This window comes from Bacillus sp. EE-W1, assembly GCF_009760835.1.
Classification (GTDB): domain Bacteria; phylum Bacillota; class Bacilli; order Bacillales; family Bacillaceae_G; genus Bacillus_A; species Bacillus_A wiedmannii.
This window is the reverse complement of record NZ_WIPE01000107.1, coordinates 1-5,051: the sequence shown is the minus strand read 5'-3', so window position 1 is coordinate 5,051 and position 5,051 is coordinate 1. Positions and strand designations below refer to the sequence as shown.

Here is a 5,051-nt window from a genome sequence, read left to right as displayed (position 1 = left end):
GTTGAACCAATCGGGCTTTTACGGGCAGTTAATATTCCAACTTCATCCTTGTATTCGCTGGATTTTAAGGTGGAAGTTTTACTGCCCGTTAATGCGGGGTAAATTTTTTATGAAAAAAGATGAGAAATAATTGAGTAAAGTCGTATCTTCCGTGTGGGCAACCGGAAGGTATGTATGTGAGGAGACTTTCTTTTAGAAAGTCTCCTCTTACTTATTGTCGTTTTTTGTTGGTAAATCGATATATTTTGAAAATCGCTGAGATAATTTTTACCGCTACGCTGTTCCAAAGATACTGGGGAATTAGAGAAATATTATAGCTTCTGTTATAATATAAGAAGAGAAACATTTCTTATGTTATATAAAAAAATATATTGATTTTTTCTAACAATTCAATATAATGAACAATAACTACAAAATTCGACATCAAGAAGTGATGATGAGGACATGATCAATTTTTTACGATTCTCAGAGAGGGAAGCCTTTGGCTGTGAGCTTCCTAATACGGAAAAATGGATTACCACCTCTGAACTGCAGCAGTGAACGGATACCTAGTAATTGCTTGCCGGCAAAAACCGTTATTTAGACTTGAGAAATTGGTGAAGTATGTTACTTTACGAATTGAAACAAGGGTGGAACCACGAATATAACACTCGTCCCTTTTTTAGGGAGGAGTGTTTTTTTATTTCATTTTTGCATCACACTAGAATTGGAAGGAGGATACGCAGCATGCATCATGATGAGAAGAACAAAATTGGTTTAACAGTAGCACTTTCTATCGTAGTAGGAACGATTATTGGATCTGGTGTGTTTATGAAGCCAGGGAGCGTATTAGATTACTCGGGGAGTTCTAATATGGCTATTCTTGCTTGGGTAATTGGTGGTCTGTTGACGTTAGCAAGTGGTTTAACAGTAGCTGAAATTGGAGCGCAAATCCCGAAAAATGGTGGGTTGTATACGTATTTAGAGGAGATTTACGGAAGTTTTTGGGGATATTTATCAGGCTGGATGCAAACAATTGTTTATGGACCAGCTATTATTGGAACATTAGGATTGTACTTTAGTTCTTTAATGATTAATTTTTTCTATTTAGATAAAGTATGGAATTTACCAATTGCTATTGGAACAGTTGTGTTCCTTGGCGTTGTAAATAGTATGGGAACAAAATATGGAGGTATCGTCCAAACGGTTACGACAATTGGAAAGATGATTCCAATCGTATTAATTGTTGTGTTAGGTTTTTGGAAAGGAAATAGCGATATCTTTAATGTAGTAGTGCCGATATCAGAAAATCAAAGTATCGGTATGGCAATTTTAGCAACATTATTTGCTTATGACGGCTGGATTCTACTTGCTTCGATTGGCGGAGAAATGAAGAATCCAACAAAGCTATTACCGAAAGCGATGACAGTTGGGATTTTAATTGTAACGGCTGCTTACGTACTAATTAACTTGGCATTATTAAATGTGTTACCAGCAGCGAAAATTGTAGACCTTGGAGAGAATGCAACAGCGACAGCTGCGGGCATGCTACTTGGAGAATATGGCGGGAAAATCATTAGTATCGGTATTATCGTTTCTATTTTCGGTTGTTTAAATGGAAAGATTTTAACGTTCCCACGTATTCCGATGTCTATGGCAGAGCGTGGACACCTTCCGTTTTCTAAGTTTATCGCAAAGGAAAGTCCAAGATTTAAAACACCAGCAAATGCGATTACTGTTGAAATCATTTTAGGAATTATTTTAATGGTTATTAGTGATCCGAATAAGCTATCTGAGATTTCCGTATTCATTATTTATATTTTCTATGTAATGACGTTTATTGGTGTCTTCATTTTAAGAAAACGTAACAAGAATAAAGAGCGTGCATACAGTGTACCGTTATTCCCGATTGTACCAATCGTTGCGATTTTAGGATCATTGTTTGTACTTGGAAGTGCGATTATTAATGATCCGGTAAGTTGTTTCTTATCAATTGGAATTGTCTTTACTGGACTCCCAGTATATTGGTATTTAAATAAGAAGAACAAAACTAGTGTTTAATAATTAGAAGGCAGGCGTATGATACGCCTGTTTTTTTATTGTAAAAAAAATTGTACTTGCGTCCATTTTTGGTTTAGGTTACTATAGCGGTAGTAACCTAAATAGAAAGCGTGGGGAAAGACTTGAATTTTCGTGTGTATATTTTAGCTATCGCGGCTTTCGTAGTCGGAACGGTTGAGCTAATTATAGGAGGAACGCTCGATTTAGTTGCCAATGATTTAGGAGTATCGATTAGCGCAGCTGGTCAGCTTATAACCGTATATTCGGTAGTATTTGCTTTGTCAGGTCCAGTTTTATTAGCTTTAACAGGGAAGTTTGAAAGAAAAAAATTATATATTGGGGCATTATCGATTTTCTTAATCGGAAATATCATTTCAGCATGTAGTGTGAATTACGGAATGTTAATGTTCTCAAGGGTCATTTGTGCAGCGGGTGGTTCATTAATTATTGCGTTATCTGTAACACTTGCTTCTAGCGTTGTAGAACCACCTTTTCGTGCGCGTGCGATTGGAATCATTTTCATGGGGATTAGTGGCTCGCTCGTACTTGGAGTACCGCTTGGTCTTGTACTCGGAAATGCATACGGATGGCGTGCACCATTTGTGTTAATTTTGATATTAACTGTTATGGCAATTGCTTGTATTTCATTATTCTTAACGAAAGTACCACCGACATCAGTATTATCAATAAGAGAGCAAATTGCTACGTTAAAAGATAAAAAAATTGTCAGTGCACAGTTAACGTCATTCTTATTTTTAACGGGTCATTTAACACTATATGCATATTTAACACCATTTTTAAAAGATGTGATGCATGTTGAGGCAAATTGGATTAGTGTATTTTACTTCATTTTCGGAATTGCAGCGGTACTTGGAGGCGGCCTTGGGGGCTTGCTTGCTGATAAATGGGGATCGAAGAAAAGTATTATTTCAATTATTATCGTATTTGCGTGTGCGATCTTCATATTGCCAATGATGACATTCTCATTCCCGCTGTTCATTATTATGATGGGAATTTGGAGTATGCTTAGCTGGGCTATTTCACCAGCACAACAAAATTATTTAATTGAAATTGCACCAGAATCAGCTGGTATTCAGCAAAGTTTAAATAACTCTGCGCTTCACTTAGGGATTGCTCTCGGTTCAACAGTAGGCGGAGTTGTTATTGAGAAATCATCTGTTATATATAATGCTTGGGTAGGTGGCGGCTTTATTATATTAGCACTACTTTGTGCAATTTTCTCGATTACGAGAGGACGTTCTGCTCAGTTTGCAAAAGAAGAATCTATCGTTTGATAGATTCTTTTTTATTTGTAAAAAATTGCAGGTTTTAGTAGGTGGATGGAGAAGATTGTATGTAGCGAGGTGATGGAGAATGATGTCTAATTTCTCGGTATTTGGCATGATAATTGCTCTACTACCGATATTGATAGTTGTTGTTGTATTAAGGTGGGTCCGTTTCATCTATCAAAATTCAGAGAAACAAGTGGAGCAAAATGAGAAAATTATTGAGCTGTTGACGGAGATAAAGGAAAAAGATAAGTAATATATATTCGTTTAAAATTTGTTTCTCGTAAGTTATGAAGGCACTTATAAAGTGCTTTTTTATCATGTTTGAAAATTTAAAATATGTAATGTCCATTTGTCAATAGCAGCATGAGAGCAAATAATTTAAAGGTTGCTTATTACTTTGGAACTTTCTCAACAATTCGACAAGATACTACAAAAAAACCACCTATTCTCTTTTTTTCACTATAAGTACAATGAAACAGTAAGATTGCTTCATGTAGAAATTTATATATGGTGGTGGAGAGAATGAAACGAAAGATGGTAGGTAAATGGTTTAGTTTTTTAAGCGCTCTTATTATTTTATTAGGAATTGCAATGCCGCAAGTGAAGGCAGAAGTAATGAACAGAGAAACATATAAAATGGATTGGAGTTATAGTAAGTCGAAACAGCGTGAAATAAAGACAGAAATAATTAAAACGGCTTCGGGTAGTATTGCGTATTGTTTAACGCCTGATTTGCGTTCTCCAAATGGAGATGATTTGCCTGAGATGGGGAAATCATCTGATGCCGTATATCGTGTTTTATTAAATGGATATCCTCAAAAAAGCCCATCTGAATTAGGGGTAGCGACAGTAGAAGAGGCGCATTATGCTACACAATTAGCGGTATGGATTGCAGCAAATGAATTAACGGAAGAAGATTTAGTTGCAAAAAATGAACGAGTACATAATCTTATGAAGCGTTTAGTAGAAGCTTCAAAAAAAGAAACTGGATCACAAGATATATTTTTTAAAGTTAATCCTGTAGATCCACAAACTGCTACAAAAAAAGGTAATTATTTAGAAACAGGATTTTATGCAGTGCAAACAAATGCGGTTTCTGGCTCTTATACAATTCTTCCTGAAAATGCTCCTAAAGGGCTTCGAATTGTAAATGAAAATGGAGAAGAAAAAAGTACATTATCAATTAACGAAAAATTTAAAATATTAATCCCGAAAGATACGAGTAGTGGTAATTTTAAAATGAAAGTGAAGTCTACTTTAACAAATTTACAAGCAATAGCTTTTAAAGGATCAGAAAAAGTTCAAAATACAACGGTATTGTTACAAAGAAATAGTGAGAAAATCAGTACAGATTTAGTGGTAAATTGGGAATCAGTAGGCTCTTTAAAGATTATGAAATTAGGAGAAAAAAAGGAATTATTAAAAGGAGCGGTGTTTGAAGTTTCTAATGAAAACTTTAAACAAAATGTCACGACTAATGATAAGGGGATTGCGGAGCTAGGGAATCTTCCAATCGGTATATATAGCGTCAAAGAAATTCAAGCGCCAGCTGGATATGTGTTAGACGGAAGTATTAAAAAAATTGAAGTGAAAACTGGTGAAACTGCTGTATTAGAGTTGAAAAATGAAAATATAAAAGGTGAACTAGAAATAACGAAAGTAAATATAGCGGATGGGAATACAAAATTACCAAATGCAGAGTTTACAATCTACAACGAA

General features: G+C 35.3%; 4 protein-coding genes and 1 other annotated feature. All 4 genes read left to right on the top strand.

Going from position 1 to position 5,051, the window contains the following annotated elements; genetic code table 11:
- The first annotated feature begins 424 nt into the window (after positions 1-424).
- Positions 425-661: a binding site (T-box leader), on the top strand.
- 65 nt (positions 662-726) lie between these two features.
- Positions 727-2,040, top strand: coding sequence for an APC family permease (locus GFJ36_RS25775; protein ID WP_088064746.1), 1,314 nt, complete (start codon positions 727-729; stop codon positions 2,038-2,040).
- Positions 2,041-2,150: 110 nt separating this feature from the next.
- Positions 2,151-3,335, top strand: a complete 1,185-nt coding sequence (locus GFJ36_RS25770) for an MFS transporter (protein ID WP_142311176.1) — start codon at positions 2,151-2,153, stop codon at positions 3,333-3,335.
- Between the two features lie 82 nt (positions 3,336-3,417).
- A complete protein-coding gene (locus tag GFJ36_RS29265; protein ID WP_176546143.1) occupies positions 3,418-3,585 on the top strand; it encodes a hypothetical protein in 168 nt (55 codons plus the stop codon).
- A 269-nt stretch (positions 3,586-3,854) separates the two neighbouring features.
- A partial coding sequence (locus tag GFJ36_RS25765; RefSeq protein ID WP_157349781.1) for an MSCRAMM family protein occupies positions 3,855-5,051 on the top strand: 1,197 nt, incomplete at its 3' end.